At 65.7% G+C, this 25,514-nt stretch carries 18 protein-coding genes; 8 read left to right on the top strand and 10 right to left on the bottom strand.

The features are described 5' to 3' along the window. Window positions 1-9: 9 nt before the first annotated feature. The 3 genes from E5A73_RS12905 to E5A73_RS12915 all read right to left on the bottom strand — a co-directional run bounded on the left by E5A73_RS12905 (window position 10) and on the right by E5A73_RS12915 (window position 8,208). Window positions 10-1,506, bottom strand: coding sequence for a tryptophan halogenase family protein (locus E5A73_RS12905; protein ID WP_135964262.1), 1,497 nt, complete (start codon window positions 1,504-1,506; stop codon window positions 10-12). 64 nt (window positions 1,507-1,570) lie between these two features. Next, the gene (locus E5A73_RS12910) at window positions 1,571-4,936 is read right to left on the bottom strand and encodes a TonB-dependent receptor (protein WP_135964263.1); all 3,366 of its coding nucleotides are present in this window, start codon (window positions 4,934-4,936) and stop codon (window positions 1,571-1,573) included. 407 nt (window positions 4,937-5,343) lie between these two features. Further along, a complete protein-coding gene (locus tag E5A73_RS12915) occupies window positions 5,344-8,208 on the bottom strand; it encodes a TonB-dependent receptor (RefSeq protein WP_135964264.1) in 2,865 nt (954 codons plus the stop codon). Between the two features lie 166 nt (window positions 8,209-8,374). On the opposite strand from E5A73_RS12915, the gene agaR reads away from it, so the two are divergent. Next, window positions 8,375-9,157, top strand: a complete 783-nt coding sequence (gene agaR / locus E5A73_RS12920; RefSeq protein ID WP_135964265.1) for a transcriptional repressor AgaR — start codon at window positions 8,375-8,377, stop codon at window positions 9,155-9,157. 200 nt (window positions 9,158-9,357) lie between these two features. Here the strand turns inward: agaR and E5A73_RS12925 are convergent, their stop codons facing one another. Continuing rightward, window positions 9,358-10,464 (bottom strand): amidohydrolase family protein, encoded by a 1,107-nt coding sequence (locus E5A73_RS12925; RefSeq protein ID WP_135964266.1) that lies wholly within the window; start codon window positions 10,462-10,464, stop codon window positions 9,358-9,360. A gap of 139 nt (window positions 10,465-10,603) precedes the next feature. On the opposite strand from E5A73_RS12925, the gene E5A73_RS12930 reads away from it, so the two are divergent. The 5 genes from E5A73_RS12930 to E5A73_RS12950 all read left to right on the top strand — a co-directional run bounded on the left by E5A73_RS12930 (window position 10,604) and on the right by E5A73_RS12950 (window position 17,063). Further along, complete coding sequence (locus tag E5A73_RS12930; RefSeq protein ID WP_135964267.1) at window positions 10,604-12,697, top strand: glycoside hydrolase family 36 protein; 2,094 nt, start codon at window positions 10,604-10,606, stop codon at window positions 12,695-12,697. Then, on the top strand, window positions 12,694-13,605 hold the full coding sequence (locus E5A73_RS12935; RefSeq protein WP_135964268.1) for a DMT family transporter: 912 nt from the start codon (window positions 12,694-12,696) through the stop codon (window positions 13,603-13,605). Before E5A73_RS12930 ends, E5A73_RS12935 begins: the two co-directional genes overlap by 4 nt. Before the next feature lie 68 nt (window positions 13,606-13,673). Beyond that, entirely contained in the window at window positions 13,674-14,957 is a 1,284-nt protein-coding gene (locus E5A73_RS12940) for a D-tagatose-bisphosphate aldolase, class II, non-catalytic subunit (protein ID WP_135964269.1), read from the top strand. Further along, the gene (locus tag E5A73_RS12945; protein WP_135964270.1) at window positions 14,950-16,092 is read left to right on the top strand and encodes an SIS domain-containing protein; all 1,143 of its coding nucleotides are present in this window, start codon (window positions 14,950-14,952) and stop codon (window positions 16,090-16,092) included. Before E5A73_RS12940 ends, E5A73_RS12945 begins: the two co-directional genes overlap by 8 nt. Next, complete coding sequence (locus tag E5A73_RS12950; RefSeq protein WP_135964271.1) at window positions 16,089-17,063, top strand: N-acetylglucosamine kinase; 975 nt, start codon at window positions 16,089-16,091, stop codon at window positions 17,061-17,063. The genes E5A73_RS12945 and E5A73_RS12950 overlap by 4 nt, the downstream gene beginning before the upstream one ends. Here E5A73_RS12950 and E5A73_RS12955 read toward each other — a convergent pair. The 3 genes from E5A73_RS12955 to thyA form a co-directional block, all read right to left on the bottom strand. Further along, complete coding sequence (locus E5A73_RS12955) at window positions 17,018-17,416, bottom strand: cupin domain-containing protein (protein WP_135964272.1); 399 nt, start codon at window positions 17,414-17,416, stop codon at window positions 17,018-17,020. The genes E5A73_RS12950 and E5A73_RS12955 overlap by 46 nt on opposite strands. A gap of 11 nt (window positions 17,417-17,427) precedes the next feature. Then, complete coding sequence (locus E5A73_RS12960) at window positions 17,428-18,747, bottom strand: epoxide hydrolase family protein (RefSeq protein ID WP_135964273.1); 1,320 nt, start codon at window positions 18,745-18,747, stop codon at window positions 17,428-17,430. A 178-nt stretch (window positions 18,748-18,925) separates the two neighbouring features. Next, a complete protein-coding gene (thyA, locus tag E5A73_RS12965; protein WP_135964274.1) occupies window positions 18,926-19,822 on the bottom strand; it encodes a thymidylate synthase in 897 nt (298 codons plus the stop codon). Window positions 19,823-20,019: 197 nt separating this feature from the next. On the opposite strand from thyA, the gene E5A73_RS12970 reads away from it, so the two are divergent. Continuing rightward, complete coding sequence (locus tag E5A73_RS12970) at window positions 20,020-20,394, top strand: hypothetical protein (RefSeq protein WP_168355929.1); 375 nt, start codon at window positions 20,020-20,022, stop codon at window positions 20,392-20,394. Window positions 20,395-20,518: 124 nt separating this feature from the next. Further along, on the top strand, window positions 20,519-20,917 hold the full coding sequence (locus E5A73_RS12975) for a JAB domain-containing protein (RefSeq protein WP_135964276.1): 399 nt from the start codon (window positions 20,519-20,521) through the stop codon (window positions 20,915-20,917). Here the strand turns inward: E5A73_RS12975 and E5A73_RS12980 are convergent. The 3 genes from E5A73_RS12980 to E5A73_RS12990 all read right to left on the bottom strand — a co-directional run bounded on the left by E5A73_RS12980 (window position 20,909) and on the right by E5A73_RS12990 (window position 25,454). Continuing rightward, the gene (locus E5A73_RS12980; RefSeq protein ID WP_206366491.1) at window positions 20,909-21,676 is read right to left on the bottom strand and encodes a class I SAM-dependent methyltransferase; all 768 of its coding nucleotides are present in this window, start codon (window positions 21,674-21,676) and stop codon (window positions 20,909-20,911) included. The two genes, E5A73_RS12975 and E5A73_RS12980, sit on opposite strands and share 9 nt — an antisense overlap. After that, entirely contained in the window at window positions 21,673-22,800 is a 1,128-nt protein-coding gene (prfB, locus tag E5A73_RS12985; protein WP_135964278.1) for a peptide chain release factor 2, read from the bottom strand. Before prfB ends, E5A73_RS12980 begins: the two co-directional genes overlap by 4 nt. Window positions 22,801-22,928: 128 nt before the next feature. Beyond that, window positions 22,929-25,454 (bottom strand): penicillin-binding protein 1A, encoded by a 2,526-nt coding sequence (locus E5A73_RS12990; RefSeq protein ID WP_135964279.1) that lies wholly within the window; start codon window positions 25,452-25,454, stop codon window positions 22,929-22,931. Window positions 25,455-25,514: the final 60 nt, after the last annotated feature.

Consider the following 25,514-nt stretch of genomic DNA (forward strand, 5'->3'; position numbering starts at 1 on the left):
GCGATCGGATCATGCCGCCGCGCGGCCCATGCAGAGATCGACATAGGCAGCGTGGCTGGGCAATTCCGCCAGCCGGGCGGTGATCGCCGCGCGCATGCTGCCGAGCTGTTCCTCCAGCGCCGCGCGCGGGGCGACATCGGCGATCGGATGGTGGCGCCTGGGCAGGATGCCCTGGCCGATCAGCACCGCTGCCCAGCTGCCTTCCTTGAACAGATCGTGCGGCTGTTCGACGAACAGCCCCTCTTCCTCGAACAGTGCGAGGCGCTCGGTCAGGCTGTCGGGGATCGGCATGTTGCGGCAATGCGCCCAGAACGGTGTGTCGTCGCGTTCGGTGACCTTGTAATGCGCGACGATGAAGTCGCGGACGCGCTCCCATTCGGTGGCCATCGACGCATTGAACTGGTCGGCCGCGAGCGGGTTCACCCGGTCGCCGCGGGGGAACAAAGTGAGCAGCTTGGCGAGCGCGGACTGGACCATGTAGATCGACGTGCTCTCCAGCGGCTCGACGAAGCCGCCGGCGAGGCCCAGCGCCACGACATTATGGTCCCAGCTCTTGCGCCGCCGCCCGGTGACGAAGCGCAGCATCCGCGGATCGGTGATCGCGGGGGTGTCGAGCCGGGCGAGCACCGCGTCGGTCGCCTGATCCTCGGATATGAAGGCGTCGCAGAAGACATGGCCGTTGCCGGTGCGGTGCTGGAGCGGGATTTGCCATTGCCAGCCGGCGTCGAGCGCGGTCGAGCGCGTATAGGGCGAAAGCTCCGGGAGCCGGCCGCTCTGCACCGCGACCGCGCGGTTGCACGGCAGCCAATGGCTCCAATCGTCATAGCCCGCGCCGAGCGTCTGCTCGATCAGCACCCCGCGAAAGCCCGAGCAATCGAGGAAGAAATCGCCGGCGACTTCGCGCCCGTCCTTGAGCGCCAGCGCCGTGACGTCGCCGGTCGCGCCATCGCGCTGGACATGGCCGACCATTCCCTCGACGCGCTCGACCCCCAGACGCTCGGAATAGCGGCGGAGCATCGCCGCATAGAGCGAGGCGTCGAAATGATAGGCGAAATGGAGCTGGCGGTCGCCGGGCGCGCGAAGCTGCGCCATGCCGAAGCGCCCCGCCATCGCTGCCTGGCTCTCCAGATTGTAAACGAGCAGGTCGCTCTCGCCGCCATCGGCGCGGTGGCGCAGCCAATGCTGAAGGAAGCCCGCGCCGTTGAGATCGGCGCCGATCGGGCCGAACGGATGCAGATAGCGGTGGCCCTTCTTTCGCCAGTCGACGAATTCGATGCCGAGCTTGAACGTCGCTTCGCTGGCACGCAGCACGTCGATCGAATTGATCCCGAGGATCTGGTGGAAGGTCTCGATCAAAGGGATCGTCGCCTCGCCGACGCCGACGGTGCCGATCTCCTCGGATTCGATCAGCGTGATCGTCTGCCGGCTGGTGCCGAGGGTGCGGGCGAGGCAGGCGGCCGCCATCCACCCCGCGGTGCCGCCGCCCAGAATCACGATCCGCTGCATCGCGCCCTCCTCTTCTGCTGCCGGAGCCGCTGCCTCTCTTGCAGCGGCCCCGGCGCGCCGGCCATCAGAACTTGGCGCGGATGCCGAACTGGAAGCGGCGGTCATATTCGAACGAGCCGCCGGGCAGGAACTTCACTTCGCGATCCGGATCCTCCTCGGTCGGGCCGCTCACTTGCGCGCGCATCTTGATACGGGTGTTGAGCAGGTTCGAGCCCTGGAAGCTGAATTCGAGCTGCGGCGTCACCGCGATGCGGATCGAGCCGTCGAGATAGCCCTCGGGCTCGTTCCACACCGGGAAGCCCAGGCAGCAATCGTTGACCGAGTTCACATATTTGGAGCGCCAGTTGTAAGCGAGCCGGGCGCCGAACCAGTTCTTCTCGTACATCAGGATCGCGTTGAACGAATGGTCGGAGAGATTCTCCAGCCGATCGACCTGGATGTTGCCCGCCAGCGCCGAGCGCGCCACCGAGCTGCCGCCGGTGGTGTCGACCACCAGATTGGCGTTCTTGACGCCCTTGTTCTTGATCCGGGTGTAGTTGGCCTGGACGCCGAGGCCGTCGAACGGCGCCGGCAGGAAGTCGAAATAGCGCTGGAAGGCGACTTCGAAGCCGTAGATCGAGGCACCGTCGCCATTGACCGGGCCGGTGACGATCACGTCGCGGGTGACGCCATTGTTGGTGATCGGGATCGAGAAGGTGCCGTTCTGGATATAATCGTGGAATTTCTTATAGAAGGCCGCAACGCTGAACGAGCCGAGCGTGCCGCTATATTTCTCCAGCGTCAGGTCGAACTGGTCGGCCTGGATCGGCTTGAGCCGCGGATTGCCCATCTGCGCGGTATAGCCGTAGCGCAGGCTCACCGGATTGCCGGCGGCGTCGAGCACGATCGCCGGGTTGCCGACGCGGATGTCCGATTGCGGCACGAACGAGCGCTGCACCGCCATGAAGTTCTTGAGCAGCCCGATATCGGGCTTCGAAATCGCGCGCGATCCGGCAAAGCGGACGAACCAGTCGTCGCCTAGCCCGAAGCGGATGTTGAGGCTGGGCAGCCAGTAATTGCTGTTGTTGCGCACTGTCGACGGCGTGCTGCCGCCGCTGGCGAAGGCCTGATCCTCGAGCGAATTCTTCGCAAGGCACCCCGGCGAGATCGCATATTGGCCGGGCTGCAGACCGGCGATCACGTCGGGGGCGAGCGGTACGCAAACAGTCTCTTCCGGCGTGAACTTGATTGCGTAGTTGAGCGCGCCCGCGCTTTCGACGCCAAGATTGACCCAGCGCAGGCCGATATTGCCGGTGACGTTCAGTCCGCCGATGCGCGCCTCGTCGCCGCCGAACTTGACCATCGCATAGGCCGATTTGGTCCGCTCGCTGACCTTGAGGACCTCGCCTGCGGTGAAGCAGCTATCATCCATCTCGTCCGGACGGTGACAGATCGGGTTCCACAGCGAGGAGGCGATGCCGCCTTCGTCGGTCTGCCCGCCGATGCTGAAGCGGCGATAGGTCTCGTCGCGATTGGCGAGGATATCCGAGCGCATGAACACCAAGGGCGAGCCGTTGAGCAGGCCGCCGCCGAGCATGTCCTGGCCATATTCCCGCGTTTCCCAATAACCCGGGGCATAGCCTTCGAAATTGACCTTGCCGTCGACATAGGTGCGCGGACTGGTCAGGAACACCGAATCGCGCGGGTTGGTCTGCCAGTCCGAAGTGATGCTCGCCCAATTGTAGAGCGACCAGTTATGCTCCTGCCGGCGATCGGCATAGCGGCCGCCGAAGCGGATCTCCGCGAGCCAGGGCGAATTGAATTCATAGCCGCCGTCGAGGCGGAAGGCATCCATCTTGCCGGTGCTGTCGGTGACATGGTCCATCACCGAGGCGGGCGAATAGTTGCGCGGATCGGCGAGCGGCTGGCTGCCGATCTGGTTGTACCCGGACGGCGAGAGCAACGTCGCCCGGGGAAGCTCGCCGGTCAGATCGAGCGCGATGTTCGCATAGGAGCGGAAGTTGAGAGTGATGTCGTAATTGTAATTGGTCGCGCGGACGTGCTGATAGTCGAAGTTGAAGTGCAGCTTGTCGGTCGCCTGCCAGGTGAGGTTGAACGACGCGTCCTCGACCAGCCGCTTCTCGCTCGAATAGCGCGTCGCGACGTCAAGCGGGTCGCCGGCGCGGCACGGCTGGTTGGCGTGGCTGAAATCCGAATTGAGGCACGGCTGGTAGAAAGGCAGCCCGTTCTCGAGCACGCCATATTGGTCGGTCGAGCCGGGAAGATAGCCGGTATTCGTCGCGTTGGGGAGGCCGTAGCCCCAGCCGCCGCGCGATCCGGTGATCACGCCGGTCTGGAACAGGCCGTCGTCGCGGAAGGTGAACGGCGTGCCGCCGCCCGCTTCATTGAAGCCGAGCCCGGGCGCGTCGGGCGGGGCGAGCAGGCTGCCATCGGTCCACACCGATGAGTGGTTGGAATTCGCGGGATCGACCCATGCCCAATAGCTCAGCAGCTGATGCTCGACCCACGTATTCTCATAGCGCGAGCGGTTATACTGGCCGGTCGCGACCAGGCTGCCGTCGTTGCTCTTCCATTGCAGCGCGCCCGATATGCCGAAGCGCTTGCGGTCATATTCGGTTTCGGAAAAGGCGATGCCCGACGGGATATAGGTCGTCCCCGGACCATAGACGCCGGGCGCGAACGGCATCATCCGCGGCAAGGTGACGCCGCGCGAATTGGTGATCACCTGCGAATAAGCGACATTGCCGAGCACGCCGAATTCGCCGATGCCGGTGGTCCAGCGGTTCGAATAGAGCGCCGAAGCGTCGGGAGTCACGCGCTGCGAGATGTCGCCGTAATTCTGGGTGAGGCTCACCGTGAAGACCTGGCCGGTCTGGTCGAACGGCCGGCGGGTGCGCAGATTGACCGTGCCGGCGATACCGCCTTCGATCATCTCGGCGGTCTGGTTCTTATAGGTATCGACTCCGGCCATCAGCTCGGGGGAGACGTCGCTCCAGCTCAGGCCATAGCCCGAAGTGGCCGAGAAGGTGTCGCGGCCGTTGAACTCCGAGCGGACCTGCTGGAGGCCGCGGATGACCACGCCGGAGGGCTCCGCCGAATAATGCATGACGTCGTCGCGGGCGGCCGAGCGGATGACGGTGACGCCGGGGACACGCTGGAGCGCCTCGGCGACCGATTTGTCGGGGAAGGCGCCGATGTCCGTGGCAGTGATCGAATCGACCACCGTGTCCGAATCGCGCTTGAGCCGCGCGGCGGTCGCGAGCGCCTGGCGCTGGCCGGTGACGATGATGTCGCCCGCATCTTCGGGCTCCTGGGTCTCGGCCTGGGCGCCCGCGGCGTCCTGCGCGAGCGCGGGGATTGCATTGCCGAGCAGCCAGAGCGCGGTTCCCGCGACAAGGGCATTGCGAAAGCGCGCACGTCTCTTGACCATTTTTTCCCCCGATTTGTAGCTGAAATCTAACGTTTCGTTACATTGGTATTGCAGTTGTACGCATGATTCTGTCGCCTTCGCAAGGAGGAATTATCTGATAAATTCGCATAAATCGCGAAAACGAAACAAAAGGAAATTTATGCGTGTGCGGGTTGGGCCGAGGGTGCCGATTCTCGATTTTGGATCCGTGCACGGACAGCGCCGGTCCCCCGGCGAAGGCCGGGCCCCGCTTCTGCCTACTGCGAAGTCGTAGGGGAGTGCTGGTGTTTCTGGACGCCTGCAACTGGGCCCCGGCCTTCGCCGGAGAACAGAATCAAGACAGCAGGATAAGGCTCGGCTCCGAACATCGCCGCCTCGGCCGCGACGCTCCATCCGGAGCGCATCAGGTCAGGCTGATCGGTGGGGCTCTACAGCCGCGCGCGGATCCCGGCGAAGAACGAGCGGCCCGAATATTCGTAGAAGTTCGGCACGTTGCGATAGGTGTTGAACCGCTGGATGTCCGAGCCGAGCAGGTTCGAACCCTGGACATAGACCGACAGATTCTTGGTCACGTCGTACGAAATGCTCGCCGACACTTCGTGATAGGGATCTTCCTTGACCGGGAGGTACCCCAGATTGCCCGACTGGGCGTACACGTAGCGCGACTGATAGCTGTACGAGACCTGCGCGCCCAAACCGTTCTTCTCGTAGAACAGCTTGGCATTTGCCGAGAACGGGATCGCCCCCGGCAGATCGGTGGTCACATCCCCCGATTTGGCGCGCGAATGGTTGTAGGTCAAATTGGCCTGGACGCCGAAGCCGTTGTCGAGGAAATACTGCCCGCCCAATTCGACGCCGTAGACGTCGGCCGCGTCGCCGTTGACCACCTGATATTCGACGAAGGGGAAGGCCTGTTGCTGGTTGGCCGGCTGCGCGGTCGGGGTGATCGTGACGTCGACCGGCACCGTCGAAACGAAGTTGGTGATGTGCTTGTAGAAGCCCGCGAGCGTCAGCGCGAGGCGGTTCGACGGATAGAATTCGAGCGAAGCATCGAGCTGGTCGGCCTCGGTCGGCTTCAGGTTCGGATTGCCGGCATCGTAGATGATGTAGGTGCCCGATTGCGCCGACGTCGCGTCCTTGGCGGGCGAGAGCTCGCCGAAGGTCGGCCGCGAAATCGCCTGCGAGGCGGCGAGGCGCAGGCGCAGCCCGTCGGTCAGGTCATAAGCGAAATTGGCGGCGGGGAGCAGGCGGGTATAGTCGCCGCCGCCGTTGATCGCGTCGACCGGGTTGAAGTCGACGTCGTTGTCCTGGGTGCCGGCGCGCGGGATGATGCTCGCGATGGTCGCGCCATAGCCGGTCGACGAGACCTTGGTGGAGACCAGCCGCGCGCCGATGTCGCCGCGCCAGCGGCTGCCCGCGAAGTTGATCTGGGCATAGCCCGCCCAGGTCCGCTCCTTGATGCGATACGAAGCGGGAAGATCGGGCTCGATCACCTGAGTCGAATAGCCCGCCGGATAGGGCGACAGCGTGCACCCCGGGATCGTCGCGCCGGTGGCGTCGAGGCAGCTGTTCGGATCGAGGATCGCCGGGTTGGCATCTGCCTTGGGCAGAGCGGCGAGATAGGTGTCGATGTCGAACGACGGGAAGTTGCGCGGGAAATTGCCCGAGAGCTTGTTCAGGATGCCGTCGCTATTGCCGGGACGGACCACGTCGGCGCCGAGCTGGCCGAAGGTGAACGGATAGCCGCAATAATTGCACGACGTGGTATATTGGTTGTCGATCGTCGAGACGGTCTTGGTGCGATCGGTCCAGGCGCCGCCGAAGCTGACCGACTTGAACACTCCGCCGAGCGACAATTCGCCGTCGAGCTTCACGCCCTTGGTGCGGTCCTCGATGTCCTGGCCCTGGATGCCGATATAATGCGCGCGGAAATCGTCGTTGGTCGCCTGGTCGAGCGTGCGGCCGCCGGGAAGGGTGATGGCGAGGTCGGGGATGCCGTTGTCGCGCGCCGCGAATTCCGCCGAGGCGCCGGGGATGCCGGCGACGACGAAGCGGTTCCTGCCGCCGGCATTGTCGCGCGCCTTGCCGAAATAGCCGTCCAGCGCGAACTTCAGGCTCTCGCTTGCCCGCCAGTCGATATGGCCGCCGATCTGATAGGTCTGGCTCTTGCGCGGCTCGTCGGTGGTGAGCACTTCGGAGACCAGATCGTCGAGCGCGAAATTGGTGATGACATGGTTGGCATCGGCCTTGATCGATGCCGGATCCCAGCGCAGCGAACCGTCGTCGCCGAGCGGATTGAGATAGTTGGACGAGCGATAATTGTGCTGGGTGACGTCGTAATGGCTGTAGACGCCGTCGATGGTCAGCTCGAAGCTGCTCGACGGCTTCCACTGGAACGACCCGGCCGAGCCGATCCGCTCGCGCTCGCCGCTGACCGTGCCGACGCTGTAATAATCGGGCCAGATGAAGGCCGGACCGTTCGCATCGGGGTTGATCTGGCCATTGCCGTCGAAGTCGACGCCGTACGCCGCCTCGGTGCCGTCGGTGATCGAATATTCGCCGAGATTGTCGGTGCGGAACTTGTACTTGTTGTAGCTCGCGCCGAACATGATCCCCATCGTGCCATCGGCGAAGCTGGTGCTGAATACACCCGAGACCTTGTAGCCGCCCTTCTCGACCAGATCGTTATACTGGCCTTCGATCGCGACCGAGGCATGCGTGCCGGGATTGTCGAGCGGGCGTGCGGTGCGCAGATCGACATTGCCGCCGATGCTGCCTTCGAGCGCCGAGGCCTGGACCGCCTTTTGCACTTCGGCGCCGGAGATGATCTCCGACGGCAGCACGTCGAAGGCGAACGAGCGATCGGACCCGTCGGTCGGCAGGATGCGGCCGTTGAACGTGGTGATCGCGAAATTCTCGCCGAGCCCGCGGATGGTGATGTCGCGGCCCTCGCCGCGGCCGTCACGCCCGACGGTCACGCCGGGGATGTTGGCCAGCGCCTCGGCGACGTTGCGGTTGGGGAATTTGCCCAGCTCCTCGGAGGAGATCGCGTCGACGATGGTATCGGCGTTGCGCTTGGCCTGGATCGAGCGCAACAGGCTGCCGCGGACGCCGCGCACGACGACGGTATCGACATCGTCGTCCGCCGCATCGGTCTGGGGCTCGGCCTGCATCGCCGGCGCCGGCTCGGCGACCGGATCGCTGGTCTGGGCAGCGGCGCCCGATGCGGCGAGAAGCGCGGTCGCACTTGCGCTGCCCATTGCCAGGCTAAGCCAGAAACGCTGTCGGGTCATTGCCAGTCTCCTCGATCATGGCCGCAACGCCCACAAACCACGGCCGCGCGATATATTGCGTTTGGTAATGCTAGCGTCGTGATACTGTCAAATACAAAAGAAACGAAACGCATTCTGTTTGTTGTCGCCGCTCTATGTCGCTGGTAAGCCCGTTTCGGGAGGTTTTATGTCCGTCATTATCCGAGACACCAGCGAACGGCGCCAGCAGATCAGCGCGCTGGTGCGCGAGCGGGGCAGCGTGCAGGTCGCGCCGCTCGCCGCGCGGTTCGGCGTGTCGATGCAGACGATCCGCAAGGACCTGCATTATCTCGAGAAGCGCGGCGTCGCCGAACGCTCTTATGGCGGCGCGATTTCCGCCGACGCCGTCAATGTCGTCGCCGAGCCGCCGCTCGAGGCCAAGCGCGCGAGCAATATCGACGAGAAAGCGCGGATCGGCGCGCTGGCGGCGTCGATGGTGCGCCCCGGCGATTCGATCGTGCTCGATTCAGGCACCACGACGCTCCAGATCGCACACCATTTGCCCGACGACGAGGACATCACCGTCCTCACCAACGATCTCGACATTCTCTGTGCGCTTGCCCGCAAGGAGCGGATCGGCGTGGTCATGCTCGGCGGTGCGCTGCGCCGCCGCAACCGCGCCTTTTACGGTGCGCAGACCGAAAGCGCGCTCGAGGATCTGCATGTCGATAAGCTGTTTTTGGGGGTCGACGGTTTCGATCTCGAGCGTGGCATCACCACCCATTTCGAGCCCGAGGCGATGCTCAACCGCAAGATGGCCAAGGCGGCGCGCCAGGTGATCGCGGTGACCGACAAGTCGAAATTCGGCAAGGTCTGCCTGCACCGCATCCTCAGTGTCGGCGAGATCGACGACCTGATCACCGACGCCGACGATTCGGACGGGATCCAGGCGGCGGCGGAGCGTGCGGGGTTCCGGCTGCATTTGGTTTGAGGAGTGGGGCTTCGTCGAGAAGCCTGTTTGCTCTCCCGCGAAGGCTGGGACCCAGTATCGCCGAATGCTGCCAGTAAGGCCCCTTCTTCGTCATCCCGGCGAAAGCCGGGACCCAGGGTCACAGGCGACACCGCTTTCGGCTCTGGGCCCCGGCTTTCGCCGGGGTGACGGAATAAGTATGCGATCGCGGGCGGTGCGACCTACCGCACTCGGCTGAAAAACCGCCGCGCGTTCTTATAGTAGATCTTGTCGATCACTCCGCGCGGCAGCGCCAGCCCCTTGGCATCCGCGTTGATCGCGTCGACGCGCTGGCTCAGCGGCGTCGCCAGATAGCGCCAGTCCGCACGCCAGACCCGATCGGCCTCGGCTGGGAAATCGCTCGTCGCCGGCGGGTTCTGCGCGCGCGCCGCGGGGTCGGGCGGGCTGTCGGTCAGGTCGGTGCCGTAGAGGATGCGGTCCTGATATTTGACGAAGAAATTGCGCACCCGGTCGAGATCGGCGGTCGACTGCGCCTGCAGGTTCGACATCCGCGCGGCCAGATCGACCACGGCACGGGGATGCTGATCGAGGAAACGGGCGAGTTCGTCGACGCTCCATTCGAGGCTCCCCATATGCGCGCCGTCGAAGGCGAGCTTGGGATGCTTGGCGACGAAGCGGTCGCGCGCGGCGATCAGCGCCTCGTAGCTCGGCTCCTCGGGGTGGAGGTACATGTAATATTCGGGATGCGCGCGGAAGTAGCTGCGGTCGTTCTCGGTCGTCATCTGGTCGAGCGGCAGCCAGCAATTCTTGGGCTCGGCCTGGTGCGCGATCAGCGGGATCCCGCGCTGTTCGAGATGCGCCATCACCCCATCGAAGCGCGGATCGTCGATGAACACGCGTTTGCCCTGCGCATCCTTCTCGACCATGCCGATATTCTTCCAGATCTTGACCGCCACCGCGCCCTTGGCGACTTCCCGGTCGATCGCGCGGATCGTGCGCTCGGTCCAGTCCGGCGTGCCGAACCCCTTCATCGAGAAGGTCGTCGCGAACTGGAGGTGCTTGGGGTCGCTGGCGCGCATCGCATGCGCGATCGTCGCCTGGAGCGGCACCGGCGGGAAATCGGGATAATCGACGTTGATCGCGAGCAATTCGAAGCGATCGCGCCGTGCCACTTCGAGGAAGGCGGGGTCGTTCACATTGGCATGGACATGCGCGTCGAACTTGGCGACCTTGGTGAAGTCGGCCTCGCCATAGCCGCGCTCTGGCGCCGTCGCGCCCGTCGCCAGCGCCGACGCTCCAACCAACAGCATCATTCCCCAAATGCGCATTCCTAGCTCCCTATCGATGCAAATCGAAACGTAACGTTCTTTTTTGTTGCGTTTTGATTTGCGCCGCATCCGGGCTTGGTGCAAGCTCTTTCCGAACGGCTGCCGCCCATAGCGGGGCCTGTGCTGGAGAGAGACCAAGATGCCATCGAGCTTCGCCACCCGCCGCACGATGCTGAAATCGCTGATGGCGAGCGGCGCAATGATCGCCGCGCCGACCACGGGCGCCAGGGCCTGGGCCGCCGCGCCGAAGGGCGTTCGCATTTCGGACGGCACGCTGACGATCGATTTCGACGCGGCAATGCAATCGCGCGTGTCGTACGCGGGCAAGCCGGTGACCTCATCCGCCGCGGGCGCTGCATTGCTGACCGGCGGCGGCGCGATCGATCGCTTCCTGCTGCTCGATCATGCCGAGACGGCGGCCGCCAAAGGGCCGCATGGCCCAGGCCGCCAGCACCGGATCCGCGCCACTGCCGGGGGCAAGCTCGAACTCGATCTGCGCGTCACTTTATTCGATCGCTATCCCGGACTGGCGCTGTACGAGGCCGGCTTCCGCAACACCGGGTCCACGCCGATCCCGGTCGCCGGCTGGCGGCTCGCCACCCACGATCTGCTCGCCAGGCCCGAAGGCGCCTGGACCTTCGCCGGCGCGTCGCATCCCGATCGGCGCGACTGGGTGCAGCGCGTCAAGCCGGGGTTCGACCAGCGCAACTTCATGGGAATGAACAGCTCGGATTATGGCGGCGGCACCCCGGTGTCGGTGGTCTGGCGCCGCGATGTCGGCCTCGCGGTCGGGCATGTCGAGACCGTGCCGCGGCTGGTCTCGCTGCCGGTCACTGCGCAGCCGGGCGGAACGCGTGTCGGGATTTCGGGTGACGAACAGACGGTGCTCGCCCCCGGCGCGACACTGAAGCTGCCGGCCACCTTCCTGATGGCGCACACCGGCGATCATTTCCGTCCTCTCGACGCCTATCGCCGGATCATGGCCGAGCGCGGGCTGGCGGCGCCGGCGGCGATCCCCGAATCGAGCTACGCGCCGATCTGGTGCGCCTGGGGCTATGAGCGCAATTTCACCACCGAGCAGGTCTATGGGACCTTGCCCAAGGCCAAGGCGCTCGGCTTCGAATGGGCAGTGCTCGACGACGGCTGGCAGACCTCGGAGGGCGACTGGAAAGTCGATCGCACCAAATTCCCGCGCGGCGATGCCGACATGAAGGCCTTTGCCGACCGCATCAAGGCGGATGGCATGCGCCCGCGGCTGTGGCTGGCGCCGCTCGCGGTCGACCCGGGCACCGATCTGCTGCGCGATCATCCCGACATGCTGCTGCTCGATCGCAGCGGCGCGCGGCAGACGGTGACCTGGTGGGACGCCTTTACCTTGTGCCCCGCCTATCCGCCGGTGATCGACTATCACCGCGCGCTGGTGCGCCGGATTATCGGCGACTGGGGCTATGACGGGCTCAAGCTCGACGGCCAGCATCTCAACGCCGTCGCGCCTTGCTACAATCCCGCTCACAACCATGGCCGGCCCGAGGAATCGTTCGAGAAGCTCCAGGATTTCTGGAAGGCGATCTACGACGAGGCATTGTCGATCAATCCGGAAGCGGTCGTCGAGATCTGCCCGTGCGGCGACAGCTTCGCGTTTCACAACATCCCGGCAATGAACAACACCCCTGCGTCGGACCCGACCTCGTCGTGGCAGGTTCGCTCGAAGGGCAAGACCTTCAAGGCGCTGATGGGGCCGTCGGCGCCCTATGCCGGCGACCATGTCGAGCTCAGCGACGGGCGCAACGACTTCGCCTCGACCTATGGCATCGGCGCGATCCCCTCGACCAAATTCACCTGGCCGGCGGACACCACCCGTCCGACCGACAAGCTGCCGCCCGGCGGCTATGTGCTGACGCCGCAAAAGGAAGCGCTCTGGCGCAAGTGGATCGACCTGTATCGCGCCAACATGCTGTCCAAGGGCGAGTATCTCGGCGGGCTCTACGACATCGGCTTCGACAAGCCCGAGGGCCATGCGATCGAGAAGGACGGCGCGCTGCACTACGCCTTCTATGCCGACAAATGGGACGGGCCGATCGCGCTGCGCGGACTCGGCGAGGGGCGCTATACGCTGACCGACGGCTTCACCGGCGCTGCGCTCGGCACCGCGAGCCGCGGCGGCACACTCCGCGCGTCGTTCGAGCATTTCCTGCTGGTCCGCGCCACGCCGGCGGCGGGAAGCGCAGCATGAGCGGCGCGATCTCGAGCCGCGCCTGGCTCGTCAATGCGCTGATCACCGTCGTCCTGTGGGGCATCTGGGGCGCGTTTTCCGGGCTGTCGCCGCAGAACGGCTTTCCCGAGACCCTGGTCTATTGCGTGTGGGCGCTGACGATGATCCCGCCCGCTCTGGTGGTGCTGGCGCAGGTCGGGTGGAGGTTCGACCGTTCGCCCAAGGCGATCGGCTACGGCCTCGCGATCGGCCTGCTCGGCGCGGGCGGCCAGATGCTGCTGTTCTACGCCGTCGCGCGCGGGCCTGCCTATCTGATCTTCCCGGTGATCTCGCTGTCGCCGGTCGTGACGATCGCGCTGTCGGCGCTGCTGATGGGCGAGCGGACCGGCCGGCTCGGCGCGATCGGGATCGTGCTGGCCCTGCTCGCGCTGCCGACCTTCGATTTCGCGCCGGGCAGCGCCGGCGGGTCGTCGCTGACCTGGCTGATACCGGCGCTGATCGTGATGCTCTGCTGGGGCCTCCAGGCCTATTTCATGAAGGCGGCCAACCACGTCACGTCGGCGGAGAGCATCTTCGTCTACATGATGCTCTCCGGGCTGGTGCTGGTTCCGGTTGCGTGGGCGATGACCGACTTTGCCAAGCCGATCAATTGGGGTCTGAGCGGTCCGGGGCTCGCGGTGCTCATCCAGATGCTCAACGCGATCGGTGCGCTGACCCTGGTCTTCGCGTTTCGCTACGGCAAGGCAATCATCGTCGCGCCGCTCGCCAATGCCGGCGCGCCGCTTGCCACTGCGTTGCTCTCGCTCGTCATCCTCGGCGTAGTGCCCGGTCCGCTCAAGACGCTCGGCATTGTGCTGGCGCTGGTGGCGTCGCTGCTGCTCGCGATCGAGCCCGATGCCGAAGACAAGCAAGCCACCGAAACCGCGTAGTTTCGTTATATTGCGCTTTATTGTGTTTCGCGGCGGACAGCGTTATCATCCGTCCGGAAGGAGCTGAAGTGGATTTGATTCGAGATATCGTGCTGCGGCACAAAGCGGGTGAACCGGTCGGGGTCACGTCGGTCTGCTCCGCGCATCCGCTGGTGATCGAAGCGACGTTCCGGCATGCGCTGCGCACCCGCCAGCCGATCGTGCTGATCGAGGCGACGTCGAACCAGGTCAACCAGGATGGCGGCTATACCGGCATGGTGCCCGCCGACTTCCGGAGCTTCGTGGAAGCGATCTCCACCAAGGCAGGATTTCCGCTAGACCGGTTGGTGCTGGGCGGCGATCATCTCGGCCCCAATGCCTGGACCGCGCTTCCTGCCGCGCAGGCGATGGACAAGGCCGAGATCATGGTCGCCGACTATGTCCGCGCCGGCTTCGGCAAGATCCATCTCGATTGCTCGATGAGCTGTGCCGACGATCCGGTGCCTCTGCCCGAGCGCACGATCGCCGAGCGCGCGGCGCGGCTGTGCCGGGCGGCCGAGGACGCCTTCACGGGCGATGCCGCCGACGCGCCGGTCTATGTGATCGGCACCGAAGTGCCGGTGCCGGGCGGCGCGGCGGAGGATTTGGACGAACTGGCGCTGACCACGCCCGACGCGGCGATCGCGACGGTCGACATGCACCGCGCCTTGTTCGGCGACCTCGGCCTCGCCGATGCGTGGGAGCGCGTGATCGCGACGGTGGTGCAGCCGGGAGTCGAGTTCGATCATGACAAGGTGGTCGATTATCGCCCCGAGCGCGCCGTCGCGCTCAGCCGCGCGATCGAGCCGGTCAATCACCTCGTGTTCGAAGCGCATTCGACCGATTATCAGACCGCGGAAGCACTCGCCGCCTTGGTGCGCGATCACTTCGCCATCCTCAAAGTGGGTCCCGGCGTCACCTTCGCGTTGCGCGAGGCCTTGTGGGCGCTCGACGCGATCGAGGCGGAAACCGTGGCGCCGGGCAACCGCGCCAATCTTCGGGAGGTTACCCTCGAACGCATGCGCGCTGAGCCGAAGAACTGGGCCAAATATTATCACGCCAGCGGCGAGGCGCTGACCCAGCAGCTGCAATACAGCCTGTCGGACCGCGTCCGCTATTACTGGCCCGATCCCGAAATCGCCGCAGCCCAGGAATGGTTGTTCGCCAATCTGCGCGACACGCCGCCGTCGCTGCCGCTGATCAGCCAATATTTGCCTCTGGCCTATGCCGCATTGCGGTCCGGCCAGGCCAATCTCGACCCTGCCGAGCTCGTCATCGCCCATGTCGGCGCGACGCTCGATGCCTATCACGGAGCTTGCTATCCTCATGCCTGACACTCTCCTCGCGACGGACAATGGAGATTTCGACACCGTGCCCTGGACGCGACGCGAGATCGAACAGCAGCCTGAAACCCTGCAGGCGACGCAGACTTTGCTCGCCGCAGACCGCACCGGGATCGAGGCGTTCGTCGCGCCCTTGCTGGCGCGGCCGGACCTGCGCATCGTGCTGACCGGCGCGGGCACGTCGGCCTTTGCCGGCGAGTGCCTGGCGCCATGGCTGTCGAAGCTGCTCGATCGCTGTGTCGAGGCGGTTGCGACGACCGACATCGTCAGCGCGCCGCTGCAGAATCTGCGCCGCGAAACGCCGACCTTGCTGGTGTCGTTCGGCCGCTCGGGCAGCAGCCCGGAAAGCGTCGCCGCGGTCGATCTGGTCGATGCCCATGTCGACGAGGCCTACCACCTCGTCATAACCTGCAATGCCGAGGGCGATCTCGCGCAACGCAGCAACGCCAACACCAAGGTGGTCATTCTGCCCGAGGCGACGCATGATCGCGGCTTCGCGATGACCTCGAGCTTCAGCGCGATGATGCTCGCGGCGCTGTCGATCCTCGGCGGGATCGAGGCGCTCGACGCGCGCGCGTCGGCGATCGCGGCTGCGGTGAGCGACTCGATCGCTCGCGCCGAGCCGGTCATCGAGCGGCTCGCCCGTCGTAACTTCAAGCGCGTCGCCTATCTGGGCAGCGGCGTGTTCCAGGGGCTGGCGCGCGAGGCGGCGCTCAAGATGATGGAGCTGAGCGACGGCGCGGTCGTCACGTGCTTCGACAGCGCGCTCGGCTTCCGCCACGGCCCCAAGACGATCGTCAATTCGGAGACGCTGGTCGTCGTGTTCGTCGCCAACGATCCGCTCACCCGGCTCTACGATCTCGACATCATCGAGGAACTGCGCGGAGACGCGCGCTGCGGCGAAGTCGTGGTGATATCGGCGCAGCCGGCCGACGGTGCCGAGATCACGATCGCGGGGATGACGCAGGCGGCCGATGTCGACCTGCTGTTCCCGTTCGTCGTCCCGGCGCAATTGCTGGGTCTGCGCGTCTCCGAGCTGCTCGGCCTGACTCCCGACCGTCCCAATGCGAGCGGCACGGTCAACCGCGTCGTCCAGGGCGTGCGGATCCACGCGACGCCCGCATGACGGCGTATTTCCTCGGCGTCGACGGCGGCGGCACCAAGACCGAATTCGTCTGCATGGATGGCTCGGGCGAAATCGTCGCCCGCGCACTGACCGGGACGACCTATCATCTCGAAGTCGGCGCCGAGGAAGCGGTGCGCCGGCTGGGCGAGGGTCTGGGCGCGGTATGCGGGGAGCTGGGCATCGCCCCCGCCGCGCTCGACTACGCCTTTTTCGGATTGCCGGCGTATGGCGAGGACAGCGAAGTCGATCCGCAGTTGCACGCCGCCTGCGCGCGGCTGCTCGGGCATGATCGCTTCGCCTGCGGCAACGACATGGTATGCGGCTGGGCCGGCTCGCTCGGCTGTGAGGACGGGATCAACATCGTCGCCGGCACCGGGTCGATCGGCTATGGCGAGCGCCAGGGCGTCGGTGCGCGCGTCGGCGGCTGGGGCGAAATATTCGGCGACGAGGGCTCGGCGCACTGGATCGCGATCCAGGGGCTCGCATTGTTCTCGCGGATGAGCGACGGCCGCGCACCCAAGGGCCCGTTCCACGATCGGGTGACCGAAGCGTTTACGCTGCGCAGTGACCTCGAATTGTGCGAGCATATCATGGGCCGGCACGGCATGGCGCGCGGCGAGATCGCCCGTCTGGCCAATCTCGTCTCGCAGGCGGCCGGGGAGGGCGACCTTGCCGCGCGCGCCATACTGCAGGCCGCGGCCGGCGAGCTGCTCGAGCTGGCGACCGCGCTGCGGAGCCGGCTCGGCTTTCCCGAAGACGTGTCGGTTCCGATATCCTGGTCGGGCGGGGTATTGTCGCAGCAGCAGTTCGTCCGCGAGGCATTCGTCGAACTGCTCGATCGCACCGGGCTGTTCACACCCGTCGAGCCCCGGCATCCGCCCGGTTATGGCGCGGCTTTATACGCCCGCCGCCTGGCCGCACTCGATCACTCGACGATCGTAGTGAGCGGCTTGCCTTTCTCCAGCACATAGGTCGCCAGCTCGGCGGCCTTTACACTGCCCAGGTTGCGCGCGGCGTGAATCGTTCCGGCAGGAACGAACAGCACCTCGCCCGCCTTGAGCGCGACAGACTTGCCGGCGATTTCATATTCGAGCGATCCTTCGAGGACATAGATGATCTCCTCGCCTGGATGCCTGTGGCGCGGGAAGGTGGCGCCCGGGGCGAAGTCCACCCGCGCCTGCAGCACCTCGCGCCCCGGCACGCCGAGATCGTGGCGCTGCAGGTCGGTGCGAGTCGTGCCGGCAGGGCGCGCCTGCGGGAGAGGCGACGCGCTCCCCAGCGCGACCAAGGCAAGTGTCGCGAAAGCCGAAGGAAGCGCGTGCATGGTGTTCCTCCTCAATGCCGAAGCGAGCGGAAGCCCGAGCGGACCTCTTGCGCAAAGAGCTCGGGCTGCTCCCACGCCGCGAAATGACCGCCCTTGGGAAGGCGGTTATAGTGGATCAGCTGGGGGAAGCTGCGCTCGGCCCAGCTGCGCGGCACCTGATAGAGCTCGTCGGGGAACGCACTGACCGCGACCGGCACGGTCACTCCCTGCGGCGCGAAGAAGGGCAGCTTATTCTCCCAATATAGCCGCGCCGAGGAGACCCCGGTGGCGGTGAGCCAGTAGAGCGTGATGTTGTCGAGCACATCGTCGGGCGTCAGGCCTTCTTCCAATCCGTCGAAAACCCGCGCGATGAGCTCGTAGCTGCGCGCATCATGATCAAGGATCCAGGCGGCAAGCCCGACCGGCGAATCCTCGATCGCGTACAGGGTCTGCGGCCGGTTGGTCATTTCCTGCGCGTAAGCCAGCCCCGTCTTGAAGAAGAAAGCGAGCTGGTCGAAAGCGCGCTTCTCGTCCGCGGAAAGATTGGCAGGGGGCGGACCCGACTGCAGCGCCTGGAAGATCTCGGGCGGCACCGCCGACGGCATGTTCAAGTGGATGCCGCGGACCTGGGTGGGGAACAGTACCGCCAATTGCTCGGTCACCGGATCGCCCCAGTCCCCGCCCGAGGCGACGAACTCGGCATAGCCCAGCCGGCGCATCAATTCGGTCCAGGCGCGCGCGATCCGCACCGGATCCCAGCCGAGTTCGGTGGGCTTGCCGGAGAATCCGTAGCCGGGCAGCGACGGAATGACGATATCGAACGCGTCCGCGGCGCTGCCGCCAAATGCCGTCGGATTAATCAGCGGATCGATGATCTTCAGCTCCTCGACCACCGATCCCGGCCAGCCATGCGTGACGATCAGCGGAAGCGCGCCGGCTTCCGGCGATTTGACGTGGATGAAGTGGATGTCGACTCCGTCGATGTTGGTCACGAACATCGGCAGCGCGTTGAGCCGCGCCTCGAACGCGCGCCAGTCATGATGGTTCGCCCAATAATCGGCGAGCTTGCGCATCGTCGCGAGCTGCACGCCCTGCGTCCCATCGGCCACCAGCTCCTTGCTCGGCCACCGCGTCGCTTCGATCCGCCGCTTGAGATCGGCCAGTTCCTCGTCGGAGGCATGGTATTCGAACGGCCAGATCGACACCGGATCGGAAGGCGCGACGATCAGCATCTCGGTCATGGGATCGCCGATGGGCGATGGCTGGGCCCGGGCGATGTCGGGCTGCGGCGGAGCGGTGGTTCCTGATTGCGTCATGATCGTCTCCTCGTCCGAGACGCGGGCGTCATGCATTCTCGCGCCGGACTGCAAGAGGTGCCGACCGTCAGGATCGGCGCTGCTGTCTCGCGCGGGAGTCGAAAAAGCGGGGCCTATCCGCCTCGCCGAAGATGCGACTCGATCGCGAAGGCAGCGGCACTTTGCGGCATCGGAAGGCGCTTGTCATCCCGGCCGATCGAACGATGGCGCCCGCCTAGACTGCCACCTCGGCCTTGATCGAGGCATGCGGCGCATAGTCCGAAACCTCGAAATCCTCGATCCGGTAATCGTCGATGCTGGCGGGGCGCCGGACCAGCCGCATCGTAGGGAACGGCCGCGGCGCGCGGGTCAGTTGCTCGCGGGCCTGATCGAGATGGTTCAGATACAGGTGGACGTCGCCGCCGACCCAGACCAGCTCGCCGGGAGCAAGGCCCGCCTGCTGCGCCAGCATCAATTGCAGCGCCGCGGCGCCGACGAAGTTGAACGCCGCGCCGAGCAGCAGATCGACCGAGCGCTGGAACAACAGGCAGTTCAGCCGGCCGTCCGAAGTGACATGATATTGGTACACCATGTGACAAGGCGGCAGCGCCATGCTGCCGAGCTCAGCGACGTTCCAGCCGTGGAACAGCATGCGTCGGCTCGCCGGATTGGTCTTGAGGGTGTCGACGAGCCCCGCGATCTGGTCATATTCGCGCCCGTCGGCTCCCATCCAGCGGCGCCATTGCTTGCCATATACCGGGCCGAGCTCGCCCCAGCGCGCCGCGAACGAATCGTCCTCGGCGATCCGTCGCTCGAAATCGGCCTGGCTGATGTCCGCGTCGGTCTCGCGGCGATAGGTCGCCAGCGGCCAGTCGGTCCAGATGCGGACATTGTCGCGCACCAGCGGCTGGATGTTGGTCCCGCCGGTCAGGAACCACAGCATCTCCTTGACCGCAGTCTTCCAATAGACGCGTTTGGTGGTGAGGATCGGCACGCTGCCGTCGGACAGATCGAATCGCACCAAAGTCCCGAAGATCGACCGGGTGCCGACCCCGGTCCGGTCGAGCCGCTCGTCGCCGCGCTCGAGGACCTGCTCGAGAAGATCGAGATACTGATATTCGGGATGTCGCATTCTCGTCGCCTCTCACGCGCGGCGGGGCCGCGAAACGGAGGAATAGCCGGGCCTGCCGAATTGTCGACTGCGCGATGCAGGCTGGCGGTTTAATCGAAAATGGAGCTTCCTGGTAGCAGCGCGGACGGGCTTGCACCGCGGCGGCGGATCGCTAGCCTGCCGCTATGCAGAAGCTATTCTCGCTTGGCCTGGCCGCAATGCTGATCTCCGGACCCGTGGCGGCAAGCCAGCATTGCCCCAAGCTTAGCCCAGGCCAGGCTTATCCCTGGCAGACGAACGAGCTCATGCCCGGCGACTTCTGGGCAGACATGCTGATCGACCTCGATGCCAAGGGGAAACCGCTTCGCTGCCGCATCGCCAAGGGCAATCTGAAGAACGAACTCGGTTTCTGGTTCTGCAACGCGATGATGAAGGACGGCGAGTACGAGCCCGTGCTGCAGGACGGGGTGGCGGTTACCGGCACGGTCAAGCGCCAGATGCGCATGCCGGGCAAGCGTCGTCGCGACGCGGATGCGGCGGCACGGAAGCGGTACCTTGCGGCACACCCCGAAGAGAAGGCCTGCTATCGCTAATTGCCGTCATCCCGACGTAGCGGGATGACCAACTTGAAGGTTCGTGTCATTTCGGATGAACCATCGCACCGGATCGGACCCGGATCCGCTTCGGCGATAGCCGCCGCACTGGCAGCTGTCGGCAATGCCGCTCGAGGCTCTCGATGCGCCGCGCCGCCTGAACGATCCCGCCGCCGCGGTCGCGCTGTTCGCTTGCCTGGCCGACGAGACGACCGAAGTGATGGCGTTCGTCTATCTGGCGGCCGACGAGCGCGTGCTGGGGATGCGTCACGCGCGTTCGGCCTCGGTCGACCGGCTGGTGTTGCCGATCCGCGACATCGCTGCCGACGCACTGGCGTTCGGCGCGGCGGCCGTCGTGATGGCGCACAACCATCCCAGCGGCGATCCGGCGCCGAGCAGCGCCGACCGCGAGGCGACGCGGCTGCTCGCGCGCGCGCTCGCCACGCTCGACATCCGGCTGGCCGACCATCTGATCGTGGCGCGCGGCGGAGTCACCAGCTTTCGCCGGCTCGGCTTACTCTGACCCCTGGCCGGACTGGACCGCCACGGGCGTGGCGCGCGCGCCGCTCTTGCATGCCTTGATCATGCCAGGCTCGGGGCGCTCGCCCGCGGCGCGGAAGATCGCGATATAGCCGCCCGCCGACGGCATCGGCCGCATCGACACCGGCGCATAGCCCGCCGCGGTGAACTCGCATTTGAGCAGATCGGGCGGGGTGCCGTGATGCTCGGTCGGGCGGTCGGCGTCGACTACGATCACCTGGCCGTCGGGAGTCAGCGAGGGACGCATCCGCCACAGGAACTCGTAGGGGCTCTCGATCTCGTGATACATGTGGACCATCAGCACGCGATCGAAGCTCGCCTCGGGCAGCCGCGGATCGGCGGGAAGGCCGAGCCGGACGCTGACATTGTCGAGCCGCTGCTGGAGCACGCGCTTGCCCAGCGCCTCGATCGTGTCGGGGACGATGTCCTCGGCGACGACGCGCCCCTCCTTGCCGACGCGCTGGCCGAGCCGGATCGTGTAATAGCCTTCGCCGGCGCCGATATCGGCGACGGTCATCCCCGGCTTGATCCCGGCGAGCCCCATCACCTTCTCGGCTTCGTTGAGCCGGTCGCGCGCCTCTTCGGTCGACCAGCGCGCCGAGACGATCGTCGCGACCGGCCGATCGGCGGCGGGGAAGCCGGTATTCTTGGCCGGCGCCTTGCGTTCGCGCGGAACCGCGGCGCCGCCGTCGCAGCCGGCGAGCAGCAGCAATGCTATGCCCAAAGCGAGGGCTGACCTCAATCGACGTCCTCCACTTCGACCGTCTCGCCGGTCACCCGCTGGGATAATGCAGCGGCCATGAACGAGTCGAGATCCCCGTCGAGCACATCGGAAGGGGCGGAGGAGGTGACCCCGGTGCGCAGATCCTTCACCAGCTGATACGGCTGGAGGACGTAGGAGCGAATCTGGTGGCCCCAGCCGATATCGGTCTTGGTGGCGTTCTCCGCGCTGGCGGCGAGCTCGCGGATCTGCAGCTCGCGCTCGTACAGGCGGGCGCGCAGCTGGTTATAGGCTTCGGCCTTGTTCTTGTGCTGCGAACGCTGGTTCTGGCACTGCACCACGATGCCGGTCGGGATGTGGGTGATGCGCACCGCCGAATCGGTGGTGTTGATGTGCTGGCCACCCGCGCCCGAGGCGCGATAGGTGTCGATGCGCAGGTCGCTCTCGTTATACTCGACGTTGATGTCGTCATCGATCACCGGATAGACCCACACGCTCGAGAAGCTGGTGTGGCGGCGCGCGGCGCTGTCATAGGGCGAGATGCGAACGAGGCGGTGGACGCCGCTCTCGGTCTTGGCATAGCCATAGGCGTTCTCGCCCTTGATCAGCAAAGTCGCCGACTTGATCCCGGCTTGTTCGCCGGCGTGATAGTCGATCAGCTCGACCTTCATACCGTGGCGCTCGGCCCAGCGGGTGTACATGCGCAGGAGCATGCCCGCCCAGTCGTTGCTCTCGGTGCCGCCGGCGCCCGAGTTGATCTCGACATAGGTATCGTTGGGATCGGCCTCACCCGACAGCAGCGCCTTGACCTTGTCGATCTCGGCGCGCGCGGCGAGTGCGCCGAGCGCGGCGGTGCCGTCGCTCGCCATTTCCTCGTCGCCTTCGGCCTCTGCCATCTCGATCAGCTCGGCGGTGTCGTTGAGCTCGGTCTCGATCGCGCGGGTGGCGCTGACTGCTTCTTCGAGCCGGCGGCGTTCGCGCATCACGTCCTGCGCGGCCTTGGCGTCGTTCCACAGAGTCGGATCCTCGACGCGCGCGTTGAGTTCGTCGAGCCGGCGCAGTGCGCGGTCCCAATCGAGGAACCGGCGCAGCAGCGCCAGCGCCGCCTTGATCTTGTCGACATGAGCCTGCGCTTCGGCGCGCATGGATAGTACCTTTCGAAAACTTGCCGTCACTCCGGCGAAGGCCGGGGACCAGAGCCCCAAGCCAAATCGCCGGTGGCGCTGGATCCCGGCCTTCGCCGGGATGACGAATATAGGGTGCTTTGCCGCCGCTAGTAGATTCCGCCCTCGCGTTGCAAGAAATCGCTGTCGCTCGGCGACTGGGTCTTCGGCGCGGCCTTCTTCTGGACGGCCTTGGTCTCGGCCTCTTCTTCGTTGCCGGTGCGGCGGCGGCGCTGCGGCTCGACTTCGGGCTTGAAGGCTTCCCAGATCACCGAGGCCAATGGGTCGCTGGTCGGCCAGCCGCCGGTCACCTTGCGCCCGCTGCCGCGATCGATACGCACCATGCGGATGCCGGCGGGGGCAGTGAAGGGGAGCACTTCCATGTCCTTGAAGGCGGGAATCGCGAACTGCTTGAAGATCGGCGCTGCGATCGATCCGCCCTGGGCATAACCCCCGAGGTTCACCGGCGAATCATAGCCGAGATAGAGCCCGCCGATCATCTGCGGAGTGCCGCCGACGAACCACACGTCGGTCGGCCCGTTGGTGGTGCCGGTCTTGCCCATGATCGGCCGGCCGAGATCGCGCAGCACTACCGCGGTGCCGCGCTGGATCACGCCTTCGGTGATGTGGACGATCTGATAGGCGCTCTGGGCATCGATCAACTGGCGCGCGCGGGTGATCGGGCGCGGCATCGCCCCGCCGTCGTATTCGCGCGCGTTGCAGCGGTCGCAGGCGCGCCAATTCTCGGGGAAGATCACCTGGCCGCGGCGGTTCTGGACGAAATCGATCACCGTCGGGTTGAGCGCCCGGCCGTGATTCACCAGGATCGAATAGGCATTGACCATGCGGAGCACCGTCGTCTCGCCGGCGCCGAGCGCATAGCTGAGATAGGGCGGGAATTTCTGGCGCGAGACGCCGACGCGCTGGATCAGGTCGACGACATGGTCCATCCCGATCTGATTGGCGACCTGGACGGTCATCAAATTGCGCGACTGTTCGACGCCCCAGCGCAATGTCTTGGGGCCGGCGCTGCGCATATTGCCGAAATTCTTGAAGCATTTCTGGCCGAGATTGGCGCCCTGCCAGACGCAGAACGGGCCGTCGACCACGATCGTCGCCGGGGTCAGGCCCTGCTCCATCGCCGCGGCATAGACCAAAGGTTTGATCGTCGAGCCGGGCTGGCGGAACGCCTGCGTCGCGCGGTTGAGCGAGGAGATTCGCGAATCGAACCCGCCCTGCATCGCCAGCACCCGGCCGGTGCGCGGATCCTCGACCGCCATGCCGCCCGAGACCTTGGGGATCGAGCGGAGCGCCCAATTGCTGCCTTCCGGCGCCACGGCAATGATGTCGCCCGCCTCGATCGCCGAGAACGCCTCGCCGCCCTTGCCGCGTACCGGCATCGTCGCGAGGCTGCGCGGCAAAGTGCCGGTCTGGCCGTTGTCGAAGCCGATCTCCCAGCCGCCGGCGCTGCGCGCGATCGCCACCGCGGCGCGCCAGTCCTCGTAATCGACGCCGATATTGGTGTTGAGGAAGGGCTGGAGCCAGCCGTCCGCCACTTCGACATGATTGATCGGCCCCGACCAGCCGCGCCCGCGATCGTAGCGGAGCAGGCCATCGCGAAGCGCTTTCTGGGCATATTGCTGGAGCCGCGGGTCGAGCGAGGTGCGGACCCACAGTCCGCCGCCATAGACGCTGTTGGGACCGTCCTCGAACTTCTCGCCGAATTTGTCGATCAGCTGGCGGCGGACCTCCTCGACGAAATAGCCGCCGACGCGCTCATATTTGGGAGTCTGTCGCGGCACCGCGCCCAGCGGCTCGGCGCGCGCCGCGTCGCGCTCGGCGGCGGTGATGAAGCCATTGTCGTGCATCTCGCCGAGGACCCAGTTGCGGCGCTCCAGCGCGCGCTCGGTGTAGCGATCGGGATCGTAATTGGCCGGGCCCTTGGGCAGGATCGCCAGATAGGCCATTTGCGGCAGGCTGAGCCGATCGAGCTCCTTGCCGAAATAGGCCTGGCTCGCCGCCTCGACTCCGCCGGCGTTGCGGCCGAGTTCGATCGAATTGAGATAGAGTTCGAGGATCTGCTCCTTGGAGAGCGTGCTTTCGATCTTGTAGGCGAGGATCGCTTCCTTGAGCTTGCGCGTCGCCGAATATTCGTTGCCGATCAGCAGATTCTTGGCGACCTGCTGGGTGATCGTCGATCCGCCGCGTGCGCGCTGGCCGCTGCCCATCTTGGTGATGTAATCGACTACTGCGCCGGCGGTGCCGGGGATGTCGACGCCGTGATGGCTGAAAAAGGTCTTGTCCTCGGCCGAGAGGAACGCCTCGACCAATTGCTTGGGATATTCGGCGTAGCTCAGTTGGACGCGGCGCTCGCGGGCATAAGAGTGGATCGGCAGCCCGTCCGCCGAGCGGACATTGGTCGGCAGCGGCGGCTCATAGGCGCGCAGGCTGTCGACCGAGGGCAGGTTGCGCGCGACCAAGGCCCAGATCAGCAACCAGAACAGCCCGGCGAGCAACGCCAGCCAGGCGAGGATCCGGAACCACCAGCGGCGGCGGATACGGCCGAACCAGCCGCGGACTCCGCCCGCCCCGCGCTTGATCGTCACTTTCTCGCTGGAAATGCTGCCGTCCGCCATGCGGGGTGCGGTGTAGCAAGTTTCTCGGGGGATGAAACCCGATCAAAACGCCTGCGAAAT

Source organism: Sphingomonas gei (genome assembly GCF_004792685.1).
In the GTDB taxonomy this organism is placed as follows: Bacteria; Pseudomonadota; Alphaproteobacteria; order Sphingomonadales; family Sphingomonadaceae; genus Sphingomonas; species Sphingomonas gei.

Bases quoted from the DNA above. Each gene is read 5' to 3' on its own strand.
- thyA (WP_135964274.1), bottom strand. From the start codon at position 19,822: ATGCGACATCCCGAATATCAGTATCTCGATCTTCTCGAGCAGGTCCTC.
- E5A73_RS12955 (WP_135964272.1), bottom strand. From the start codon at position 17,416: ATGCACGCGCTTCCTTCGGCTTTCGCGACACTTGCCTTGGTCGCGCTG.
- E5A73_RS12910 (WP_135964263.1), bottom strand. From the start codon at position 4,936: ATGGTCAAGAGACGTGCGCGCTTTCGCAATGCCCTTGTCGCGGGAACC.
- E5A73_RS12915 (WP_135964264.1), bottom strand. From the start codon at position 8,208: ATGACCCGACAGCGTTTCTGGCTTAGCCTGGCAATGGGCAGCGCAAGT.
- E5A73_RS12945 (WP_135964270.1), top strand. From the start codon at position 14,950: ATGCCTGACACTCTCCTCGCGACGGACAATGGAGATTTCGACACCGTG.
- E5A73_RS12975 (WP_135964276.1), top strand. From the start codon at position 20,519: ATGCCGCTCGAGGCTCTCGATGCGCCGCGCCGCCTGAACGATCCCGCC.
- E5A73_RS12925 (WP_135964266.1), bottom strand. From the start codon at position 10,464: ATGCGCATTTGGGGAATGATGCTGTTGGTTGGAGCGTCGGCGCTGGCG.
- E5A73_RS12970 (WP_168355929.1), top strand. From the start codon at position 20,020: ATGCTGATCTCCGGACCCGTGGCGGCAAGCCAGCATTGCCCCAAGCTT.
- E5A73_RS12990 (WP_135964279.1), bottom strand. From the start codon at position 25,454: ATGGCGGACGGCAGCATTTCCAGCGAGAAAGTGACGATCAAGCGCGGG.
- E5A73_RS12960 (WP_135964273.1), bottom strand. From the start codon at position 18,747: ATGCATGACGCCCGCGTCTCGGACGAGGAGACGATCATGACGCAATCA.
- E5A73_RS12930 (WP_135964267.1), top strand. From the start codon at position 10,604: ATGCCATCGAGCTTCGCCACCCGCCGCACGATGCTGAAATCGCTGATG.
- E5A73_RS12935 (WP_135964268.1), top strand. From the start codon at position 12,694: ATGAGCGGCGCGATCTCGAGCCGCGCCTGGCTCGTCAATGCGCTGATC.
- E5A73_RS12905 (WP_135964262.1), bottom strand. From the start codon at position 1,506: ATGCAGCGGATCGTGATTCTGGGCGGCGGCACCGCGGGGTGGATGGCG.
- E5A73_RS12950 (WP_135964271.1), top strand. From the start codon at position 16,089: ATGACGGCGTATTTCCTCGGCGTCGACGGCGGCGGCACCAAGACCGAA.
- prfB (WP_135964278.1), bottom strand. From the start codon at position 22,800: ATGCGCGCCGAAGCGCAGGCTCATGTCGACAAGATCAAGGCGGCGCTG.
- agaR (WP_135964265.1), top strand. From the start codon at position 8,375: ATGTCCGTCATTATCCGAGACACCAGCGAACGGCGCCAGCAGATCAGC.